This window comes from Legionella cincinnatiensis (genome assembly GCF_900452415.1).
GTDB classification, from domain to species: Bacteria; Pseudomonadota; Gammaproteobacteria; order Legionellales; family Legionellaceae; genus Legionella; species Legionella cincinnatiensis.
Map to the genome: position 1 here is coordinate 766,412 of NZ_UGNX01000001.1, position 21,204 is coordinate 787,615.

The following is a 21,204-nucleotide window of genomic DNA, read 5'->3' on the forward strand; positions in this document are numbered from 1 at the left end:
CAATGTTTAAGATTTGGTTATAAAGAACTACAAACCAATATTTTATCCTAGCACATGAGATCAATTATGAACATGAATAATAAGAACCGATTTCATTTTAAACCAGTGAATAAAACACAAGAAGACTTTATTCTTGACTGGATTAGTCAGCCACATATTAATGAATGGCTTCATGGTGAAGGTTTAAGTAATACAATTAAAGACATTCATGAATTTGTAAACAATGGAGAACCGTGGGCAACTCATTGGATAGCATATGATAATGAAACTCCATTTGCTTATTTAATTACTTCTGAAATAGAGAAATCAGAAGAATATCCTGATGGTGCAGTTACACTAGATTTATTCATTTGCAGGTTGGATTATATTGGGAAGGGATTATCAGTACAGATGATACATGAATTTATCTTAAGCCAATTTTCTGATGCCAAAATCGTGCTTATTGATCCTGAAATCTCTAATGAGCGAGCGGTCCATGTTTATAAAAAAGCTGGTTTTGAAATCATTGGGGAATTTATAGCTTCATGGCACCCAGTGCCACACTATAAAATGAAACTGTATATTGAAAATTTAATAAAGCAAAGATTGTCAGCCTAAGTAGATCTTTGTAATACTCAATCTTGAATGCCCAAGCGACTGGCTAATAATTTCCCTTGCTGTTCTATCCCAATATTTTTCAAGGGGATTAAGTTCTTTATATGTCCTACCCCCTTGTATCGGACAAATAAGACCTTTGCCAGTTTTATCATAGGACTTTGTAATTTCAAGATATCTTCTCTGGGCATAAGCATGACGAAGTCCATGGCATTTGCTTAACCCCATTTTTTCTATTACTTCATGATATTGAGCTAGATGATTTTTATAGGTCTTTTCTTTAGGAATGAGAGATTGTCCATCTGGAACTTGTTTTATAGCATTGAGTAGCCATTGCCGTTGTTGTTCATTGGTGAGTTTAAGATCGCGTCCGATGCCGCCTTTAGTCCAGCTGGGCTTTATAACCAGTTTATTTCCTTGCCAGGCATCACTGAGTACAATCTTCATGGATTCCTCACGGCGGAGACCAAAGAGGGATTGGGCTTCCAGGGATAAACGGATCATCGGCTCTGAGCATTTGGAAAAATCGACGTTATTGATTGCTTTATTATACTGAGGGGCATAATTACGTTTATTGATTTGATAGGTGTCGTTGCCTTGCTTAACCAGTTCTGGCCTGTTTAGCACTGAGGCCACTTTTCGAAGTTTAGCCATGTAATTTTTTATTGTTGCAGGGTTTTTATTCTGGGTTTTCCAGTGTTCAACCAGGATGTGTATGTGTTTTGGTTTTAATCCTTTGATGTGCGTGACCATATAGCCTAGCTCGTGCAAATCTTTCACACAGCGGTTTAACATGTGTTTCATATCTGCTCTGCTGGCATGAGAGTAGTTTTGGATTTTCTTTATACATTCATTGATGGAATACTGAGCATTTTTAAGTTTGGACTTACTCATTGAGATACCTCCATAAAGAATCACGAGATTTTATGCCCATTTCGCTGCGAATAAGCCAATAGGTTTCATACCTTCCTAATATGGGCAAAAGATACTGAGCCATCTGTTTAGCGTAGAGGTAGCGGTATGCTTTATTAATAGGTAGAGCATGTTTTTTTAAAGCCTTTCGCCAAGCAATTCTGGTGTCTTCATAATCGTTAAATTCAGCAATAGGCTTACCATTAGTTATCTTTTTGATTTCATCCAGAATGATTTTTTGCATTTCAAATCTGATAGGAATCGTCCTGTCTAATGAATTAAAAGCAATGTTTCTGGTTATCCAAATGCTGTCAGCCTGGATGTTAATTTCAGGTTTTATATAAATGGCTTCTTGAAAGGTAAGACCAAATTCAGTTTGTAATGCCATGATGAGGCGGGGGATTGAATTATCCCATAATTGCCAATGGTTATGCTGGATTTTGAGTTTTCTTTTGCGTTTCTTGCTTGTTTTGCTAAGTTGCAGCGATTTATTGTCTATATCGGGAATAGGGCAATCTATGCTGAGCAGGTAATGTCGGACGATAGTCATATGATTCATAATCGTGCTGGAACGTAGTTTACTCTTTTTCCAATGTGCTACCAGTTGATGAATATGATTTGATTGAATATTTTTCCACGAAGATGGCACATCCCCAATGGTATAGAAATCATCAATCATTTTACGAATAACGTATGCTCGTTGTTTTTTGATTTTGTAGCTGCCTTGATTACCGAGCTTTAAATATTGATTAGCAGTTTGTCTTAAGCTGTATTTTCTCATCATCCCATCCGATAAAATTTATTTGCCCTGTCTTTGGTTTAGTGTTGAACGAGCGGCTCACTCAAAGATGAAACCTGGCCAAAGCCATAAAGCTCGAAGTAGGGGGCAAATCAATCGTTATAAGGCAAACGATCTCGCCGATTTACAACAGTTTTTGGGTGTGTGTTTCCTCCTTGTTTTGATGATTAATAAAAACGACAAGACAATGGCTCTTGTCATACAAGTCCATGGTCAAATTGAAATAAATTGACTTAAACTCCCGAGAGAGTTGCCCTGTCGGATGACAGAGATTCCTAGATGGTTTTCCCGACTGAACGTCCAGCCACAAAGTTAGGGAATGAAGTGGCTTAGCATAAGACGTCGGTTGACGTTTCGCCGGAATTTCACCAGCTCATCAGTCATGCTTGATTCCAAATTAGCAAAGCAGTGCTTGCTTCGCAAGGGATTTTGGAAAGAATTTTGTCCAATCCCGATTGGCGGGATCGGACAAAATGACGAAATGAGTTGATTTTACGCGGTAAAAACAAGATGTTTTTTCTGCGTCACTGCTGGGAAATTTGCAGTGACGTAGAATTACCAAGATTGTTATTTATCTCTAGTTGAGTATATAAAGCTATGTAGTTCATTTTGAAAATCATCATAAGTAAGATCCGAATCATCGAAAAAATCATATATATCTTTATATTTTATGAATAAACGAATGATTCGTTCTTTTTCTTGTTCAATATTTTCAATAGCTCTAGATAGCCCAAGGCATCTTGATAAATTTGGTTTACCATTGAATGATTTGTTTGGATAAGGATAGATTATTAATGGAAAACATCCCCCTGTATGGTCTATGACAACAAAACCGCATTTATTTTGCATAGGCACTGGATATATTTCTAGATAAATCTTTGTATTGCCTATGCCTAATAATCGAAACTCTTGTTTATCTTTGAGTGAGTTAATAAGCTCATCTATTTTTAGCCTAAGTGTTTCTTCGCACTCATTAAATGTGTAGTATTCTAAAAATGCAGCACATATTACAGTTCTATAACAGGGTGCATTTTTTAGGTATTCTGATTTAGCAAAGTTATCATCTACAACATATTTAAAATTTCTCATTAAAAATCCTCTTATAAAAACAAAGAAAAAACAGTACTCATTCAATCAAATGAATACATTCTTTAGTTTTAAGAGCTTTGTCGAAAAAAATCGCACCTAATAATTGACTTTTTGAACAACATTTTCTAGAATACACTTGTCAAAGAAAATCCTAGTAGCTCTTAAAGCTAAGACCAATAACAGGTCCACCTTTCAGTATAGCACATAAATTGTACTTATCCAGTTTATTTACTTTTTCCTAACAATTAAGTCAAAAAATGAACAGATATTAGTTACATCTACGGTGAGTTGGTACACGTATCTTAAAAACGTCTTCTCCATAAGCTAAAATAAAAGCCTATCCCTTAGGCAAAAAGAAAGACCTGAACCTATATATATGATCCATATTTAATTTGAAGGTTTCATTACCAACTTGTGCTTGAGCAGACAAAAATTTACCAGAACTTGATGCTTTCAATGAATATTCATTCTCTAGTTGAAAATAATGTTTCTAACAATGATTTTAGAAACGCTTCTTCTGACCGAATATATTTTATACAAGATATCATTTTTTCTTCGATAATTTCGCGTCCTTTTAATATTTCAGCTTCATCAGAAGAAATCTCGCCAAGCATGCGATGTATGTTAAATTCAGTCCATGCCAATACACAATGTCCTAGCCATCCTGTAAATGCTTGATGGGGAGATGTTATCCATGGTTTAGAAGTATGTTGATGGTATGTGGTGATCAGTTTCTTCAAAAAGGGGGTATTTACTTTCTGATATAAAATAATGCCACTCCATTCCAACCCATATCCTATTATTTCTAACATAGGATTCATTAAGCCTGCGCTTTCCCAGTCAATAATATGTGGTTTACTGTGACTATCCCAAAGCACATTCTGAATGTGCATGTCTCTATGTGTAATAACTGACTCTTGTTTGAGGGTTGGGATTGCCTGAAAATAGACTTGATTCCAATCTAAAATGACTGGCAATAACGCCATCAAATCAGAATGTTTGGCGCGCTCAATCAATTTTACCCAATGCGTATCTTCAAAGTAATCGTACTGGGCTTCATCCGTTCCAGTATGATGAACATCTGCCAAATGCATTAACGAATACAGTTCGCCGATAGCAGTAGCATGCTCAAGCGTTAACTTAGGCTCATCAAGTAAATGACCGGTTATGTAGGGGTAAATTATATAATGTTCTTTATCGACGTTGATGACATACTCATCATTAAAAGCTAAAGCATTAACCGCAGGTATTGCATTTTTAGCCATCTCATTGGCAATTTGCTCGGAGTGTTCATAGGTCGTTTTAAAATGACTTTTAGCGGTAATATGTGGATTTAACCGTTTAATAGCATAGGTACCTTTGCTGGTTTCTATTTTAATCATGGTATGCAGAGCACCGCCTTTGAGCAATTCAGGCTGTGCTTTTAACTCACCTAGTTGCACTTTTTCTATCAATGGTTGCATTTTCATTAAATGCGTTCTCAAAATATCTTTTGGTTACAATGAATGTATTTGCCTAACAAAAACATCATCGCAAATTTTTGCGTAAAAAATAAAATGTTGAATTGTTATCAAAGCCTTTTCTTTCAAACTCAACGTAGTACCCAAGTTTTTTATAGAAATCCAGTGCTTCCCAGTCAAATGTATTCACTGCTATAAAATTACATCCACTTTTTTCTGCAAGTTCTTCTGCTTTTTGCATCAGTTGTGTGCCATACCCCATGCCACGAAGTGTTTCTTTTACCCAAAGCTGCCCAACGAATAAGCCGCCGTACATATTATCTCCACCACATCCGCCAACTATAGTTCCATCCTCATTACGAATAAAAAACCCAAAGAAATCCAGTGCCTTCATCCCCTTTTTTTTTTGGCTATCGCTGTAATGGCATCATTTAATAATTGGATATCTTCTGATTTTGGGTTTGATTCATAACTTATTTCATACTTCATAGCGGGTTCCTTATTTAAATTCTTTACCTATGCATGAGACAACAGTGGAAACATCAACTGATTTTCATCGAATAACACAGTTTTTTTGCCTCAACAAAAAGCATTTCATCCCTCTCATGTTCATCGATAGGAATTATCTCATATGATGAACAATCCTTTGGGGCAAAACCAAGTCGCACAAAAGGGCTGTTTTCATCTAAAGTATGGGTTAATTCGATGAAGTGATAGGGAAATTTCATTTTATTATTTCACTTTTTTGGTAAACCATAATATCAAATCATCATCCAAACAAACCATTTTTCCTGGATCAACTGGTTTATAGTCATAAGTGACTCCCAACCCATCAGGAATATAGCCGCGCTTGATGTAGAGTCTTTGCGCCTGTCCATAGCCCCCATCTTGTCCACCATATAAGCCAACGCCAAGACCAACATTAGAGTGTTGACTTGCTGCTTTTTCTTCAGCGACTGTTAGTAAGGTACTTCCTATCCCAAATTTTCGAAAAGAAGGTAATACATTTAAGTCCATAATTTCTGGGATTTTTTTATGAGCAAAGGGTTCATAGAGTGATGCCCATTTTAGCGTAACATAGCCGGCGATTTGATCTTGAAAATAAGCCAACCATACGACTCGTTCAGCCTGTTGTTGTTCTTGGTAATACTTCTCAAATAACGACGCAGGTTTTTGCCAATTTGCTTTTTGAAAAGCATCGACCAGAAAGGGGATATCAGATAACGCCAGTGCTTTGATAACAATTGACTGTTGGTTTATTGCTAAAGGTTCAAGCTGTTTCATCATATACACCATATTCCACTCATATCCGGCGGGTTTTAAATCAAAAAGAGCTTTAAAACCAACCGACTGATAGAACAGATACGTTTTAAGATAATTCTCTTCTGATTCAGAAGGGCTTAGAGTTTCAACGGTTATAGTTTTAGCACCTTGCTTTATAGCAAAATGACAAGCCTCATCTATTAATTGCTTTCCAACACCTTGGCGGTGAAAATCACGTCTCACAGCCATCCAATATATGTTGGCATTATTTGAATAAGGAAAATCAATTGAAATAAGACCAACGTAGTTATCATTCCTTTTCGCGGCGAAATTTATACGTTTTGTTACGCCTATTGCATAATGCTCATTTGCTTCGGGTAATCCGAAGTACTCGGGTAACTCCGTTGTAATTGTTTGACATAAGGCTTTAGCTAGTTCACCCGTTATTTTTTCAATTTGAATCATGATATTTTCCCTGCTGCAGTATTTCGAGTATCTCCTTCATAGGATTTGATGGAAACGGAGTTGACTTATCTTTCTGAATTTCTTTATAAAATTCATGCATTTTTTCTGCAATAGGAGCATTTTTAGATAATATTTCATTTATTTTATCGGGCAGCTTAATTGAAAGTTTATTTGTTAAGTAATCGCCTAACGTTTTATCCCAATGTTCTTTTCCTGCATAGGCTGTTAGAACACCATGTAGCAGATTGACTGAATAACTACATCTATCATAATTTTCGTGGTCTTTTACAAAATTAAGTTCAGTCATTGATAAATCAAATTTCTTTGACAGTGCCAAACCAAAATCACTGAGGTAAATGTCATCCTCATCAGCTAAAATGTTATGAAAATGGGCGTCCATATGAAGAAAACTATTTTTATGCATAAATTCTAAAACCGTTCCAAATGATTTATTCAATTTTTCTAGATAATTGATTGAATCTAATTCAGCGATACTTGATGACAAAACTTCTTTTAAATGTTGGTGTAAATTTTTCGGGAAATGCTCAAGAAATAATAAAACACTGGTGTTGGTACTATTTAGACCATGTATACGCTCTTTGATATGTTTGTTATTTTCCCAATAATCTAAATATTTTTCTGTAGATTCCCAATAGGAAAGGTCTGTTTTACTTAAAGAATTCGGGATAATTCGCCAGCTATACATAATTGGGAAATTGGGGCATTTACCACTCATCACCCAGTTGGTTGTCATGATGTGTGCTGCAAGCTCACGCCAAGCGCTAAAACCAGCTGAGCCAATACCATATTGATAGCACATTGGTAATTTAAAAATATTAGCCGTCGACATGAAGTTATCTGGTTTTAGTTCAAGTTCAGTAATTGGAACCCTTTTTACAAAAACGGGGATATTTTCGATGTCTATTTGAACAGTGGTGCCTCCAATACCAGCATGCATCTCTTTTCCGGTAGACAGGACTGCTTGTAATTGTTGATTGCTCATACACGATAATGTGTTAGAGACAATAGTATATTTTTCAGTTCGCTTAGATAAGGTTTTCATTTTTGTACTTGTCGGTTATAGCTTTAGATCTAAATTCCCATCAGATGATTGAAATTTAGTAATTAGAATAAATTGTATCATAATGCGCGATTGAATTAGGTGTTGAATATCGGCATAGGTGTTTTTGCCTGTTTTTTGCAACTTAAAGGTAAAGGAATTCGAATTTTGTAAACTTCTCCACCATTTACTATCATAAAAGCCTGTCCTTTAGGTAAAGACACAATATCATCTACCCCAATCATTGGCACTGAGGAAGTCTGAACTCGATCCTCATTTGTCGTATTAAAATAAACCCCATCATCCCCATGTGGCGTATCATTAACCATAGAAACTTGGGTATGTCCAACTACTCCTACTTGAGGAAGAACTTTAACCAACAGATTAGCTGTTTCTTCATTTTTAACTCGTAACATAATAAGTGTATTAAAATTACCCTCAGAAACTTCAGCCTTAGCCCTAGATCCAAGAGCAACTTCCATATCCTGAATGGTCTGAGCATAAGCAGTAACTTGAAACCCAGCTCCACCCGCTTTATTGAGAATTTTCACAAACGAATCCTGGATAATTTCAGAAAGCTCATCACAATGAAGATTCAAGGTATATCGGGCATTAGGTTCCTTGTAGATTTTACCGGCTGTGGATACTAGATCTGATAAGAAGGCTTTACCCACTGCCTGAGCGATATTGGGATTAGTCAGACTATCCAAGCCAATATAGAGTACCTTTTTATTTTTAATGACATCCATCAATTCAATATCTCCTGGCTCAGCTTTGGATGACAGAACTTTAGAAGCATTACTTTTATTGATTTCCGATAATACTGGACCAACACTGGCTGTTATTTTGTCATAATAGTGTTTATCCATAATGGCTGCATCGTAGAGATCGATTAGGATTTGGTCGTGCAGTGCTTCTGCATTGTTATTTTTGATGGTTCTGTTGATGTGTTCCTTCACATATTGAGTAACTGCCTGATGGCGTTCCATAGGAGACTTGGTTTTATTGTTCTTACCAATTTTACTGTCGTGCTCCTCGATAATTTCTTCTATGTTTTGATGATAGTTGGGATAGTGATTTGGCAGGATGGTATCTGCATAGGTCATAAGTAGCTGGTCGAGTCTACTAATATAGAAAGCAATTGATTGGTAAGTGATGGGTTGTTTCATTTCTTCCAAGCAAATAGCTACAATATTGACGTATTTCCATGCAAAGGCTGCAAACTGTTTTCCTTCACCTTCAGCAGAGATCGCATCAGTGATGCGTGTTGCAACTTCGCTGATTTGATCATAGTTTTTGAGTGGGTTGTATCGTGCTGATTGATTAGGAAAGCCTAAATGGACGATTTTAAAATCATCCACTCTTCCTGATACTTCGCATGCTGCAATCATGTCTCGCACTAAGTCTTGGTCACCTTTAGGATCTACAACAATGACCGCATCTCCATTTCTAATATCCTGATTAATGAGGATGCTGGCTAATCTTGTTTTACCTACTCTGGTGGTACCAACAACAAAAGTATGGCCGACGCGGACATCTTGAGGAATATAGATAAGTTTATCTTCTTCACCGACACCATGTAAGAATGGACTTCCGCCAACTGGTGGATCCGGTCTAAATGGATTGAGTTTTGAACGTTTGTTTAACCATTTGGCTAATCGAATATGCTCATGGTTTTGACAAAAACGCCGTACTGCTTGATAACAAGATCCTCTTTGCATGAATTTTTCATTTTTGACTTGTTTGATTTGATGAAGCTTTTGCGTATGGCTTGGTCGCCAACGAAATCCTTTGCCAAGAAATAGCCAGTTTTTGGATAATGGAATTTCTGATGTAGAAAGGGCATAAGTGGGCATTGCCAATAGTCGATGGTGGTAGCGTTTTACTCTTATTGCTTGCCATGCTCTATAGAGACCTGGAATGGCTAAAGTAATGAAAGCATAGGAACTCATGCTTTGAGTGAGCAAGAATAAATGAGGTTGGCTGTAAGTCAGAAATGCTAATGAAAAACAAGTAATCGCAGACCATGCTTCTGTCGGTTCTCGTAGTAAATTATTAATTGGATAGTTCGTCATAGTGACTTCCATAACATAAGTGCATCAATAAACAGAAAGAGTACTAATAAGTACCATCGTACTTTAAGTGCAGTTTTATATTGTTCCGTATTTATTGGGTTTTGTTTATGTATGCGTTGTACTAGCTTTGGCCATAGCAGGATGAGACTTGTGTAAAAGAGTGTACGTAATACAATAAACCAGGGTTGAAATACTGGTTGTTGTAAATAGTTTATTACCTTGGTATTGATGAGCAATGGTGCCAGGATGAGTAAAGCTGTGATTGGTAAAAGAATTTGAAGTATGACTATAATGGTTGAACGCATGTAGTTTTTTATCATAGGGAAGGCTCCAAATGAGAAAGGTATTTCGATTTTTGGTTGTAGTGCTTAATGCAATTGTTGGTGTTGCGGAAGATAAACCTAACAATCGCTACATGAGTGTTTCTGAGGCTCGAAGGAAATATGAGGCTGGTTTGATTAGTATGCGTGCATATAACGAAGCCTTTGAACGCAAGGATGTGTTTTAAGCAAATCATAATGCCCCCTTGGAGGCAATTTTTACTCCTGTTTTGGCTACATGCATTCCTGATTGAGTTATGCTTTCACTATTTCGCTCAGAGCCATCGATTAAATCCATTAATCCTGCTCCTGCTTCTCCGCCAAAGTGACTGGAGAGTTTAAGCAACAATACAGGTGCTACAAAATAAAACATTACTGCCATATTTTTCATGGCGGCAACTGCATCATTTTCACCTAATGGATCTAGAACCGAACGCTCAATAAAGCCCACCAGATGCCAGAGGTATTGCAGAAAAATCGCCATCACAAATAAAGCACACAAACTGCCTAATGCTCTTGGACTATAACAACTTAGTGACAGAACTAACGGCGTTAAGATAATTAAAAAGAACATGAAAAATGCCTGCATCACCGGTAAGGTTTGCATGATTGATTCACGTTTGAGTGGCGTTGTGGTCCATGATTTGATCCATTGACCGGAGTTAACCAGTGTATGAGTAATGGCTGATCCAATTTTTCCATTGTTGTTGTCCATCAAATTTTTAACTGAGTTCGTTTGCATGTCTTTGCTCTCACTGAGTAGCATTTTGGCAATGAACTCTTCGGCACTAATATCTGCTTTCCAAGCTTTGGGATGTTTGGCTTTGTATTGGCGTACTCGTTCAAGCATGGCATAGTAGTTCAGATGTCGATTATAAAAACTTGCTTTGTTGGATACTTCGACCAGATCACCACGTATTTTATTCCACCATTGCTGACAGGATGGATAACCTTCTTCTGGCAATTGTTCTAGTGGTATATCACCACGGTTGGCTGCTTTTTCAAGATTAGGATTGGGTGCCTGATTAAAGGTAAATCCTGGAACTGGTTTACGCGCATGGAGTTTGCTGTAATACATTTTTTGCAGAATCTTTGAACCCATCCAATTTAAATCGTCTTCACCTCCATAGCGCTTGAGCATAGGATCCAATTCGCTTGCTTCATGTTTCTCGCTATTAAATTGAGTTTTGGCTTCAATAAAGCATTGCCGGTGAAATTCTAAAGCCTGTTTTCGTATATCCTGAGGCAAATAGGTGGACACTAGATCGCCTTGAATGGATTGCAAACTGTCTGTGCAGCCAGTCACTTTCATCAAGCTGTAAGTGAAACTGGACATGAAGTTTTGGATGATGGCAAAACCAATGGGAATTTTTACTTGATTGGTTAACAGATCGGCAAAAGCTTCATCATAGGTAGTCCCACTGTCTCCAATCACAGCAGTTGTAGGACTTTTCATACCACATAGAGGTTTAAATTGAAGTGCTTTAGTTTCTAATGGCACACAAGGATAGACAAACAAACTGCAAATCAGAAAAGTAATCGCCAGCTCATAAAGAAAATGATTTAAAGCATGTTCTACCGCAAAGAATGCTCCAGCAGGATTAAGTACATTTTTTAAGAAACGATATCCAATAGCTAAAAAACCAAGATACAAAAGTCCTGTTTGCCACAATGCATTAAAGAGCACTTCATATTGTTGCCAACCAAGATAGGTGGTATAGAGCGATAAAGGATTAAAGACAATCATGATGAGACTCTTTTATTTTTCTTGAACATAAATGGCACCATTTTTCACTGCCGGTTGTTCATGATCTTGACCAGGGATATTTTTGTTTTGATCTTGATGACGAATTTGCATAATTGTTCCCAGTGTTTCCGTCATCATTTTTTTACGAACATCATTTTCAAAAGACAGGGAATGAATATCATCGTCCAGTTTTTTCAGAGCAAAAAGCACCATTTTCATAGCAGGTTTTAAGTTTTGTACTTCTTGAACTTGTAATCCAGCTTGTAAAATTCTCCGCATCATCAAAGCATTATCCAGCATATTTTGTACGGCGATTTCTTCGGCTAATTTGGAGACAGTGAGTAATTGTTCTTCTCTTGGTAGATGTTGAATGGTGATGATGATTTCATCGGTAATCAGGAGATTTGAAGCACTAACCTTACGTAGATTGTCTTCGGTAAGAGTCCAAGAGCCATTCACGAGTTTCCATAGTGCTTTGGCAATATTCTGACTGCAAGTATTGGCATTAGCACAACTTTGCAACAAGGAAGACAAGCCAATACCTGCTTTAGCATCATGGTTTAGTTTGCTTTCACTGGTACTGACTTGAATATCTCCCAAAACTTTAACAGCCCAATTAGCGGCATCTGTAGGAGTAGGCCAACTTTGAGTCATTGGTGTTTTGATATTCGGTTTATCAAGTGAATCCAGCGGTTTTCTTTCTAAGAGAATGTTATAACCAGCAATCACAACATCATTAATTACTTTAATAGGTCGTTGGTATTTGCCACCGGCATTTCCTTTTTCATGACCAATCCAAGGCAGGCCATAATCATCCCGTTTTTGAGCAATACTTTTAGCGGTTTCGGTGACATCAACATTTTCTTTCTTTGCCCGTTTTGCAGCTTCTAACCAGCCTTGACTGTCCGATACGGACAAAATACCTTCCATTGGTGATTGATTTTGTTCTAATGATTGTTTTACTTCCTGACAATCTTTGACTCTGATATTGAACTCATTTTGGGCACTGTTCGCAGCATTTTGTATTACATTATAAAGAGCTGGCATGGACTGTTGCAGTTTGTAAAGCGGATATCCTGCGATCGATCCTTTAAGATTATCAATGACACCTCCAGGGATGTTAATAGCTGATTTTTTCAGATCCTGAAACGTATTAGTAATTGAAACCACAGGATTAAAACCGCTACAGGAAAATCCCAGGCGACCATCAACATCAGCACCAATCCGAATGGTTTGATCTTTATTGACTGGAGGTATAAACAAATTGGATGTACCTCCAAGTTCATAGTAATAATCGGATTGACTGGGCATAAAACCATCAGCACATGCAAAAGAGGGAATAAGGAAAGTTAAAATCAAAGATCGTTTCATAGAATAGCCTTATCGTTTTTTAGTTTTTCCCACTTTGGGGAAGGTTAAAAGATTCACAAGTTTGCCCTTTTTTTGGATGCAGCCTCGGTATTTTCGCCACAGGACAAAGACATAATTTCCATTACCTGCCTTTTCATCTTTTGTGCCGAAATCATTGGCATCACCAGGATGGATGGTGCGATTTAGCGGATACACTTCTTGCCAAATCACTTTAGTGTTCTTAGGGTCATAAATTACATTAGCGACGGCACAGTTTTTTCCACAAGAATTGCTAGTTGATTTGGTCACATGCAAAGAATTTTTATTCGTGACAATATCGACAGCATGCATGGCTGCAACAACAGAAGCTCTAAAGTTATACGGCTGGGTAACACGCATCAATCTTGGAATTTCTGAACCCCAATGTTGAGTGACTGTACCAATATCATGGTTGATAAGTAGGTGAGGATGAGTAGCCATATATAAAATTTCTGCTGCTTCTGTCCGGTCCATCACAGCATCAGCTTCTGCAAGATAATAAGGGATGCCAAATCCTGTCTCGGCTTTATGGGAAAGATAAGGTAAGCGGTAAAATCCAGCTGGGCTACCTATGACATCAACTATGCGAGTTCGTTCATCATTGATATGTAGATCTGTAGTTTGGCCAGTGTCATTGCCAAACCCAAGTTCAAATCCAGTTGCGGCTTTATAAGCCTTTTGATACAGAGATCTGCTGGCTGAATTTTCATATAGTGTTCTGGCTTCAATCCAGGGATTTTCTTCTGGCTTATTGCTGACTGTGATCACTAAATCAGGTAAGAATTGCTCAACAGCAGGTGTTACAACTAATTTAGGTGGTAAATAACCTACGGACCAGGTGCAAGATCCAATAACTTTATAGTGGCTGTTGTGAAAAATCTTTTGCAACACTCGAGCAGCAATGGTGAATGTATTCACAGGACTAGGTGGGCTTGTGCTTTCTTTTGCATATAAGATATTAGTCATAAAAATAAGCCCGATTATTAGAAGCCACTTTGGGTTGCTCCAATTTTTTAGCCATGATTTCAGCAGCAGCAAGTACATCATGTTCTTTCTCCAATTCATTGCGCGCGGCTTTTTCATTTTTTTCAGTCATTAATAAAGCCAACAGATAGCGTGGTGGAATGACACGAAATAATCCCTGATAACGAGAACCAAGGAGGACTGCTTCTGAGTACAAACCTTTTTGTGAGTCGATATCGCGAATAAGCGCTTCTTGTTGTGGGGTAAGCGTTTTGAATTTTTTAATGTTGGTGAGCTCATTTTCATCCAAACCCAGTGCAATCCAGGTTTCGATCAGTGAAAGAATTTTGGTTGCTTTAGCAGAACTCATGTCCGCAATATTTTGCGTTAAAGGAATGAGCCAAAGTCCTAATTTACGAGCCACTTTGGCAATCAGCGTGGCATAAGAAACAATGACATCAATCTCAAATTGCAAATGGGCTTCGTCAATGATGAGAAACATGGGGCGAATTTCATTCTGAGTCTGTTCTGCCATAGCCAGAATTCTTGGTAGCAGCGAGACCATAACCAACGCCAATTTACCTCGATCATCTTTAATGGCGGAGATATCAATATGAAAAATATCGAAGTCATCTAATGGTTCAGTAGCAACATTAAAAAAACGTGCCTTGGCTGTATTAATGACATAACTTCTCAACCGATCAGCCATATCATGCAATCGCTCCTTTTTACGGGGGATTGTTTCTGAAGTAATACGTCGCTCAAAAGCGCTTAATACATGTTCAGTGAGCATTTGTGGAATATTTTTTTGTGCTGAGTCATATATAGCGTCACTCAAAATTTCAATGAGCAAAGTTTCATCTGCTAAAGTAAAGTTTTCTTCTTCACGAACGTTTGCTTCAGTGATCATCGTTCGCAAAGCCAGTGCCAGCTCAGCCAAATAAGATCGTGATTCATTTTGACAGTCTAATTCTTCCTCTGATGCGGGCAAGCATTGCTCTGCTTTAAGTTTTTGTAGCGCTAAAGCGATGTTTTCAGATTGCTCGCTGATTTCAGGAAGGGCTTTGTAAGCATCACAAAATGGATTGAGCGGTATTGCTTTATCTTTCTGGTTTGATAATAGTAATTGTCTGGCTTGCAAACCATGTTTTTGGCAATGCATTAACATGCGATCAAAGGAGTTACCCATTTCAAACAGTACTACACGCGCGTTTTTCATAGCTAATAGAGATTGAATCATCCATCCAATGAGCACTGATTTGCCTCCACCAGAGTTGGCAAAAATAGCACAATGGGAATTTTGGCTGATAAAGTCATGATGCAGTAAATCAAAGAAAACAGGCTCTCCTAACCGATTGAAAAATGAAAAGCAGGGAAGATGCCTTGCTCCTTGATTGCGGCCATAGACTGGTAGTAAAGCAGCCAATTCAGAGGCATACATTAAGCGGTCAAAACATAAGTATTTGCGCGCATAATGCGGATCAAAATTAAAAGGCAGCATGTTGAGATAGGAATTTAGCGGATGAATATCATAACTTGAGTGAATCAGCGGCATTTTTGCTTCGCTAAATATAATGTGCAGCTGCTTTTCTATATTGTATGCATCTTGTTCATTTTTGGCCTGATAAAACACCGCTTGATTGACCCAATAAAGGCGATTGCCAGTACTTAATTCATTGCGAGCAGTTTTAATGTCATCTCTTACTTCCTGGGGCTTTAAACTGGTACCAACAATCCCTTTTTCCAGTCGGGTTAAGTGTGCATCAAGTGTTGCATCATGGCTGAATACAACTTGAATGGTATAAATGCTTCCTGAAGGCAATGTATCGAGTAAAGCATAGCGATGCTTGGGATTAGCTTGTCGTCGTTCACGGGATACCAGACCAATGATTGGAGTCTCTTTTAGTCCATCGACATACAAAATTTTTTGTTTTACTCCTTCAAAAATAAATCCTTGGTCGTCGCTTTCAGGTGGGGTAAATAAAACATTTTGTGATAAATTAAATCCTGCAGGAATCAGTTCAGGGTAGGGGTATTGAGTTAATATTTGATCTGCAGATTTAGGATTAAACCATCTGACCCACCATTGATAATAATCCTTACCTGAGAGGCGTTTTAACTCAATTCCTGGTGAACGCAATTTGCTTTCAATTTGGCTTATTACTTCTTGATGTTCTTGTAATACCAATTCACGAGATAGATTACATTGAGTGCGCTTGCGATAAAAAAGTACACGAATACGACGTCTACGACCACGATAAGGAGAGCCTGTTTTAGGATCAAGGAATAATCCCTCTGGGCGGGTCATTTTTTTGTATAAATCCCCAAGTCGCTTTAAATAGTCTTTGGTCAACGAGCTGTTGAGGAGATTCTCAGGTATTTGTTTTTTAATGTGGTCAAGGACAAACTCAAGGCAATATTCATCTTGAACAAACATTTGCATAACCCAGGGATCAATGGGATGTAATGGAACTACAGAAGCAAAGGTCTCACGTATTTTATCAAATACTGCTTGCAGATATTCTGGAGCTGCTGCCTCAGCGGGTATATCACCCAACTCAAATCCTGAACCCAAACTTTTACCATCAGCAAATAAAAAAACTTGTTCTTGTTCATTGAAATCAACAACAGCAAGTTTGTCTGCAAAAGAAGGTAATGGATTTGCATAACTCTTTTTAACTTCTTTTTCCTTGATGGCTTGAGGGTTGGTTTCACCCAATAACCAATCGCTAACAGGTTTTAATAATAACTTCATGCGTTCTCACTAATACAGTTCTGATGCCAGGGCATACTGGTTTTGTTTATAAAGAAAAAAGCGCGTTGTGTAGGCAGGTTTGATTATTTGCTCATCTCCAAGTTGCGCTACATGGGCAAATACATGAATCGGCACTTCTGGATTGGGAAGTTGCTTAAACTCTTCGCCAGATGTTTCCAGTTTTACCTGATGTGATATTGGCCTCTGGATAGTTTGTTGCATGCTTTGTTGATAAAGCTGACTAACCGTTAAACCCTGATCAGGAATAGGGTTCTGAGTCATTTTTGCTGTCGAACAGGCACTTAATGCCAGACTAGCGCAAAGCATTATCAAAGTTTTTTTGTTGATGGTAACCATAATCTAATACTCTCCCTTGGTGTTCTTTATCAATGGCAATGGTTTGACTGAAATGAAGACTGAGTTGGTTTGGAATAAATCCTGAGTTGGCTTTAATGCTGGCAGGAACAAAAACCATATCGAAACTGCCTTGAATTCTTTTCTCAAGCCATTCGGTTACTTTTTGACTGCCCTCACTGATGGCTCCACCAGCTGCAAAATGAGTGATTTCTCCAGTAGGTGTGGCAATGGCTTCACCACCTTCAGCTTGATAGCTCATTTGCCATTTGGATAAAGCGGTCCCTGCGCCCTGGATTCCACCAGCAATCATTAATGAAGTTAGAACTCTTGGGGCATTGGTGATGTATTGACCTTTAATGCACGGATTACCGTATTGATTGGTGAGATAGCCTATGCTGTCATTGTTAACGAGTTCAGCTGAACTTTTCATTTGTTCCTGACCTACGCTGACAAAGTGACCATCATCAAAGACAAATAAGGCTGAAGTAACATAGGCTCGTACACAACTGATGTTATCCAAAAAGGAACCAACACCTATGGCATAACCACTGATTTTCATTCCAGTAATTTCGTCAGGTAGTTGCATTCCATTGGCAGTCATTAAATCGCCACGACTGACTATGGCATTGAAAGGAAATAACGGTTGCATCAATTTTCCTTCAACTGGGACTTCACCAATTAGGGCGGATAATAGAGTCACTTTACTAAAATCACTGCCTGCTGGAATGGTATAAAATGGGGTTTTATTTGGTCCTTCCTCTTTTGCAGAAGACTCACTGGTATCTGACAATTTGTTTTCAGGTGGGATTTTATCGAGCAATGTATCCAGATCTTTGATTTGGCCAGATATCTTGGGTGTATTTTCTTCCATAGGGTAGGCTTGGGATTGATTTTGTGTCAGTGAAGTAATTTGCTCTTTAAGTGACATTAATTCATCGCGTAATCCATGGCTGGATTCTGTCTTAGGTTGTTTTAATTGTTTTTGTAGTGATTTATTTTCTTGATGCATTTGCTCCAATTTTTTTTCTGTTTCTAATAAACGAGCAGAAACATCTCTAATGTTATCGTTGAATTGGCTGGCAATGGCCTCACCAAAGTTGTTGGGATTAGATATAGCGTCATTGATAGGAATAGTTTGGCGGCTGTTAATGAGAATAAGAAGTACCACAACCACTACGGAACCAGCCAAAATTTTAATGCCATTATTTTTATTCATCGATTGAATCTCCCTTGTTGCATTAGAGCTGCGGTAAAGGGTTGATCTGAAACTAGGAACACCGTGGTACTTTCATGTTGATTACGTGCAGGCAATATGTTTCTGGGATAAAAACTAGCGGTTTGCCAATGTCCCATTAGGTTTGAAAATTGCAAGTGAAGCGGCTTGTTCAGCATATTTTTAAGATCAATTGCAGTGATATAGAGATTACTTCCTTGCCATGAAGCAAGAGGATGGGCTTCAATGCTGGCTCCATAAAACAGTGGAATCGTTTTATGGGTTTGCATTGGCGTACGATAAATGCCTTCAGGGATTTCACGGACACGTTCTGGAGAGTACAAGGCTTGAATCGCAAATCGAGTCAATTGGATGGCATTGTATTCATATTGACTTGAGGCAGAGTGATGATTTGTTTTGGGATCATCAAGGAGTATTTCTATGGGTGTGGTGTTCGTCATTTGAGAATCTGCTTTGAGATTGAGAATGATGACTTCACCTTCTGGTAAAAGCTGAACAATCAGACGATTGTCCTTAAAGGAATCCTTTGCCTTCAGATAAAGACTACTTTTCACTTTTAAAACATCAATGTTAGGATTTAATTGCTGATCAATAATCTTGATTGCTTGAGGAAATTGAATCAGCCGCTCTTGATTAATTGGCAATTCAATATTCAAAGGCACTTTTTCCCAAACCAGATGTTCACTCTGTAAGGCATAACTTAAGTTCATAACACTCAGTCCTATAATGAGAAAAATGATTTTAATTCTTTTCATGGTGTTCCTCCGTATCGAGCAGTAAATCCTGTAATCGTTCTTCAGGATGGGTGTAGCCATCCAGTGCTAATTGAAATGGATTGTGCAATCGAGAAAGATTGAGTTTGACTACGCGAAGACTATAGGCAACTACCTTGTCGGCAATGACCATGGCACTGTTATCTTTCAATCTCTGAGTAATGCGTAGTACCATCTTGACCTCCCAGGTATCAGGACCAATTTTTTGAATGTCTTGCGGTTCCATAAAACGATAAAGACTTGCAATTTGTGTACGATCAAAGAGCTGGGCGTTTTTATATGCGGCCAGGGTGCCACGCATTAATTGTTCATGACGCGGTGTGAAGTAATAATGAAATGCCTTGATGTTGCGATTAAATTCTTCCTTGCCTTGATTTGACCAGCTGTAAAGAGTAGGCATCAGTGAAGTGACAAAACCTTGAACGTATTCATTAGGAATTTCACTGGCTTTCATTAAACCACCATTAGCAGACATATTGGGACTAAGCCAAAATTCATAACGTTTGGGTATGGTCATCAAGGTGATGACTAAAGCAATGACAATGATCGATAAAACACCGACAAAAGCCAGCAATAAGCGGTTATGGTGATGAAGGCTGTCGATTTTTCTCCAGTATTCAAACATGAGGTGCTCCTACAGACTTATTTTTTTGCCAACGTGCCTGGTAATGAATCCAGGGAGATTGTTTGAGCCTTAATCGCACCATCCAATTGATTGTTTTCTTCATCACATAACCATAAGGCTTGCCCTCCTTAATACGGGCAATACCTTTAGGCCATATGGTAATAGACAGAATGAATCCAACTACAAACCCAATACAGCCAGAAGCCAGTGGAAACCCTGCCATGTATCCCAAAAGGACAAAAAAGACAGTAGTTACTGGTGTCGTGGTGATGACAATCCAAAACAGTTCACGCAAACTCAAACCTTTCCAGGCAGGGTAGTCGTGTGATAGATGACGCGAAGAAGGCTGACTCATAAGCTTCACCTCCTATATTTTGAACTTGGTAATCATGGTGTAACCCACATAGCCTGATGCAATGCTAATGGCTAAATAGGTGATACCCATTACAGCAAAAGTACCGAAGGCCACCATTGAACCTTCGTTCTTTTTTGATTCTTCAATACCGTGTTGTACTGTGGTAATGAATTTAATAAAGGTCACGACCGCAGTGATGAACAGCAATAAACCCAGACCTTGTTTGACGTAGTTACCAGTCACCGACATCATGCTTTTTGATCCATCGCCGATGTTGTCAGCATCAGAAATTTTAGGGAACCAGACATCAGCGAGTAATATTGGTGCATAAAATAGACTTACTACACCAAGATAGATTGAGCGAAGCTTTGTTTTCATATTGTCTCCTTAACAAATAACACTAAAATGAAGAGCATCAAGCCAATTACGAGCCTGATAAGTCGAGAACCAAGGCGCAGCAAGTAACCCTGTTGTTGTTTTTCCTCAGCGCCCATCATGTGGTTGACGGACCACATCACCGCGAGAATTACCAAGGCTATGGCAATAAAGCGGATACAGCTGGAAAAGACATGAGCCGAGATGTTATTGCTTGCTTGTTTAAAGGTAGTGGCAAACATTCTGGCGATTTCGTCTTTACTCATTAGGGTTTCCTCACAAAGTCCATTTCCAGAGACTTGATTTTGCGAGGTGCAATGATGGGTGTGTTGATGTAATCAATCAGACCATTGCGAATATTTAGCAAATCCTCTCTTAGCCCTGCATGGTGTTGGCCTTTCATATCTTCAAAGCCTTCAATCTGTAATTGAATACGGGCATTGGGTGTTATTTGTGCTTGCGCTTCATCAAGAAGTGGCATAATGGCGTTAATTTGATTAATGATCCGTACCAACGTTTCATTCAAATCGGGGTTATTCGCTGAGCATTGCAGGCTTATTATCATTAAGATCAGGCATAGTATTCGTTTCATGT

At 38.3% G+C, this 21,204-nt stretch carries 24 protein-coding genes; 2 read left to right on the forward strand and 22 right to left on the reverse strand.

The genetic code is table 11. From position 1 onward, the window contains the following. The first annotated feature begins 66 nt into the window (after window positions 1–66). Window positions 67–597, forward strand: a complete 531-nt coding sequence (locus DYH34_RS03405) for a GNAT family N-acetyltransferase (RefSeq protein WP_058463412.1) — start codon at window positions 67–69, stop codon at window positions 595–597. On the opposite strand, the gene DYH34_RS03410 is transcribed toward DYH34_RS03405, so the two are convergent. The 10 genes from DYH34_RS03410 to DYH34_RS03465 all read right to left on the reverse strand — a co-directional run bounded on the left by DYH34_RS03410 (window position 589) and on the right by DYH34_RS03465 (window position 10,037). Further along, window positions 589–1,488, reverse strand: coding sequence for a phage integrase N-terminal domain-containing protein (locus DYH34_RS03410; RefSeq protein WP_058463411.1), 900 nt, complete (start codon window positions 1,486–1,488; stop codon window positions 589–591). The two genes, DYH34_RS03405 and DYH34_RS03410, sit on opposite strands and share 9 nt — an antisense overlap. Next, the gene (locus DYH34_RS03415; RefSeq protein ID WP_058463410.1) at window positions 1,481–2,287 is read right to left on the reverse strand and encodes a phage integrase N-terminal domain-containing protein; all 807 of its coding nucleotides are present in this window, start codon (window positions 2,285–2,287) and stop codon (window positions 1,481–1,483) included. Before DYH34_RS03415 ends, DYH34_RS03410 begins: the two co-directional genes overlap by 8 nt. Window positions 2,288–2,872: 585 nt before the next feature. Then, entirely contained in the window at window positions 2,873–3,394 is a 522-nt protein-coding gene (locus tag DYH34_RS03430; protein ID WP_058463408.1) for a hypothetical protein, read from the reverse strand. A 464-nt stretch (window positions 3,395–3,858) separates the two neighbouring features. Continuing rightward, window positions 3,859–4,863, reverse strand: coding sequence for a phosphotransferase (locus DYH34_RS03435; protein ID WP_083502694.1), 1,005 nt, complete (start codon window positions 4,861–4,863; stop codon window positions 3,859–3,861). 58 nt (window positions 4,864–4,921) lie between these two features. After that, window positions 4,922–5,248, reverse strand: coding sequence for a GNAT family N-acetyltransferase (locus tag DYH34_RS03440; protein ID WP_058463407.1), 327 nt, complete (start codon window positions 5,246–5,248; stop codon window positions 4,922–4,924). Window positions 5,249–5,396: 148 nt separating this feature from the next. After that, window positions 5,397–5,582, reverse strand: coding sequence for a hypothetical protein (locus tag DYH34_RS03445; RefSeq protein WP_058463406.1), 186 nt, complete (start codon window positions 5,580–5,582; stop codon window positions 5,397–5,399). 4 nt (window positions 5,583–5,586) lie between these two features. Continuing rightward, window positions 5,587–6,582, reverse strand: a complete 996-nt coding sequence (locus tag DYH34_RS03450; RefSeq protein ID WP_083502693.1) for a GNAT family N-acetyltransferase — start codon at window positions 6,580–6,582, stop codon at window positions 5,587–5,589. Continuing rightward, window positions 6,569–7,645 carry a BUD32 family EKC/KEOPS complex subunit gene (locus tag DYH34_RS03455; RefSeq protein ID WP_058463405.1) on the reverse strand — a complete coding sequence of 359 codons (1,077 nt, stop codon included), beginning with the start codon at window positions 7,643–7,645 and terminating at the stop codon, window positions 6,569–6,571. Before DYH34_RS03455 ends, DYH34_RS03450 begins: the two co-directional genes overlap by 14 nt. 95 nt (window positions 7,646–7,740) lie before the next feature. After that, window positions 7,741–9,717, reverse strand: coding sequence for a type IV conjugative transfer system coupling protein TraD (gene traD, locus DYH34_RS03460; protein WP_058463404.1), 1,977 nt, complete (start codon window positions 9,715–9,717; stop codon window positions 7,741–7,743). Then, window positions 9,714–10,037 (reverse strand): hypothetical protein, encoded by a 324-nt coding sequence (locus DYH34_RS03465; RefSeq protein WP_058463403.1) that lies wholly within the window; start codon window positions 10,035–10,037, stop codon window positions 9,714–9,716. The genes traD and DYH34_RS03465 overlap by 4 nt, the downstream gene beginning before the upstream one ends. Window positions 10,038–10,051: 14 nt before the next feature. Between DYH34_RS03465 and DYH34_RS17945 the strand changes: the two genes are divergently transcribed. Next, the gene (locus DYH34_RS17945; RefSeq protein WP_165481790.1) at window positions 10,052–10,225 is read left to right on the forward strand and encodes a hypothetical protein; all 174 of its coding nucleotides are present in this window, start codon (window positions 10,052–10,054) and stop codon (window positions 10,223–10,225) included. Between the two features lie 5 nt (window positions 10,226–10,230). Here the strand turns inward: DYH34_RS17945 and DYH34_RS03470 are convergent, their stop codons facing one another. Genes DYH34_RS03470 through DYH34_RS03525 form a run of 12 tightly spaced genes read right to left on the reverse strand, consistent with a single transcriptional unit; the run spans window position 10,231 to window position 21,202 of the window. Next, window positions 10,231–11,784 (reverse strand): conjugal transfer protein TraG N-terminal domain-containing protein, encoded by a 1,554-nt coding sequence (locus tag DYH34_RS03470; protein ID WP_058463402.1) that lies wholly within the window; start codon window positions 11,782–11,784, stop codon window positions 10,231–10,233. A gap of 12 nt (window positions 11,785–11,796) precedes the next feature. Continuing rightward, window positions 11,797–13,155 (reverse strand): integrating conjugative element protein, encoded by a 1,359-nt coding sequence (locus DYH34_RS03475; RefSeq protein ID WP_058463401.1) that lies wholly within the window; start codon window positions 13,153–13,155, stop codon window positions 11,797–11,799. Between the two features lie 9 nt (window positions 13,156–13,164). Beyond that, entirely contained in the window at window positions 13,165–14,139 is a 975-nt protein-coding gene (locus DYH34_RS03480) for a TIGR03756 family integrating conjugative element protein (RefSeq protein ID WP_058463400.1), read from the reverse strand. Beyond that, on the reverse strand, window positions 14,132–16,891 hold the full coding sequence (locus DYH34_RS03485; protein ID WP_058463399.1) for a conjugative transfer ATPase: 2,760 nt from the start codon (window positions 16,889–16,891) through the stop codon (window positions 14,132–14,134). The genes DYH34_RS03480 and DYH34_RS03485 overlap by 8 nt, the downstream gene beginning before the upstream one ends. Before the next feature lie 9 nt (window positions 16,892–16,900). Then, a complete protein-coding gene (locus DYH34_RS03490) occupies window positions 16,901–17,248 on the reverse strand; it encodes a TIGR03751 family conjugal transfer lipoprotein (protein ID WP_058463398.1) in 348 nt (115 codons plus the stop codon). Then, window positions 17,205–18,464: a TIGR03752 family integrating conjugative element protein gene (locus tag DYH34_RS03495; RefSeq protein WP_058463397.1), complete on the reverse strand. Its 1,260-nt coding sequence runs from the start codon at window positions 18,462–18,464 to the stop codon at window positions 17,205–17,207. The genes DYH34_RS03490 and DYH34_RS03495 overlap by 44 nt, the downstream gene beginning before the upstream one ends. Further along, window positions 18,461–19,237, reverse strand: a complete 777-nt coding sequence (locus DYH34_RS03500) for a TIGR03749 family integrating conjugative element protein (RefSeq protein WP_058463396.1) — start codon at window positions 19,235–19,237, stop codon at window positions 18,461–18,463. Before DYH34_RS03500 ends, DYH34_RS03495 begins: the two co-directional genes overlap by 4 nt. Further along, window positions 19,224–19,880 (reverse strand): DUF2895 family protein, encoded by a 657-nt coding sequence (locus DYH34_RS03505; protein WP_058463395.1) that lies wholly within the window; start codon window positions 19,878–19,880, stop codon window positions 19,224–19,226. Before DYH34_RS03505 ends, DYH34_RS03500 begins: the two co-directional genes overlap by 14 nt. Continuing rightward, window positions 19,873–20,235: a TIGR03750 family conjugal transfer protein gene (locus tag DYH34_RS03510; protein ID WP_058463394.1), complete on the reverse strand. Its 363-nt coding sequence runs from the start codon at window positions 20,233–20,235 to the stop codon at window positions 19,873–19,875. Before DYH34_RS03510 ends, DYH34_RS03505 begins: the two co-directional genes overlap by 8 nt. A gap of 12 nt (window positions 20,236–20,247) precedes the next feature. Continuing rightward, complete coding sequence (locus DYH34_RS03515) at window positions 20,248–20,613, reverse strand: hypothetical protein (protein WP_058463393.1); 366 nt, start codon at window positions 20,611–20,613, stop codon at window positions 20,248–20,250. Continuing rightward, entirely contained in the window at window positions 20,610–20,876 is a 267-nt protein-coding gene (locus tag DYH34_RS03520; RefSeq protein WP_058463392.1) for a hypothetical protein, read from the reverse strand. The genes DYH34_RS03515 and DYH34_RS03520 overlap by 4 nt, the downstream gene beginning before the upstream one ends. Next, on the reverse strand, window positions 20,876–21,202 hold the full coding sequence (locus DYH34_RS03525) for an RAQPRD family integrative conjugative element protein (RefSeq protein WP_058463391.1): 327 nt from the start codon (window positions 21,200–21,202) through the stop codon (window positions 20,876–20,878). Before DYH34_RS03525 ends, DYH34_RS03520 begins: the two co-directional genes overlap by 1 nt. Window positions 21,203–21,204: the final 2 nt, after the last annotated feature.